The sequence below is a fragment of the Streptomyces griseorubiginosus genome (genome assembly GCF_017614965.1).
GTDB lineage: Bacteria > Actinomycetota > Actinomycetes > Streptomycetales > Streptomycetaceae > Streptomyces > Streptomyces griseorubiginosus_B.
The window spans coordinates 1-410 of the sequence record NZ_WVUG01000754.1; the positions used below are offsets into that span (position 1 = coordinate 1).

The 410-nt window shown below is 58.0% G+C and carries 1 protein-coding gene; it reads left to right on the forward strand.

Annotated features, from left to right (window positions below; all coding sequences use genetic code 11):
* The coding region (locus tag GRC12_RS45130; RefSeq protein ID WP_208786165.1) for an HNH endonuclease signature motif containing protein at nucleotides 1-410 on the forward strand (410 nt) is incomplete at both ends.

Genomic DNA, 410 nt, shown 5'->3' on the forward strand with positions numbered 1-410 from the left:
GTGGAAGGGCCCATTAACTCCTACCGCACAGAACGCAGTGCCAGCTGGAAACAACGCCTCACCCTAGCAGCTGAAACCCAAACCTGCTCCAGACCCGGCTGCAACAAACCAGCCGACTACTGCCACGTCCACCACATCATCCCCTGGCAAGCCGGCGGCTACACCAACATCAAGAATCTGACCTTCCTGTGCGCCTACCACAACGGTATTAACGACGATGACCCAGAAAGACCCACCGGACGAGGCTACGTCTTCAGACTCAACACCGGCATCGGCTACATCCCACCCTGGGGACTACCGATCACCGCCACACCCGAATACCAACAAGCCATAGCAAGACTCACCACCGAAAAAGCAGCAGGACAACCACCAGCACAAACCCCAGCCGCACCACCAGAACAGCCACCACC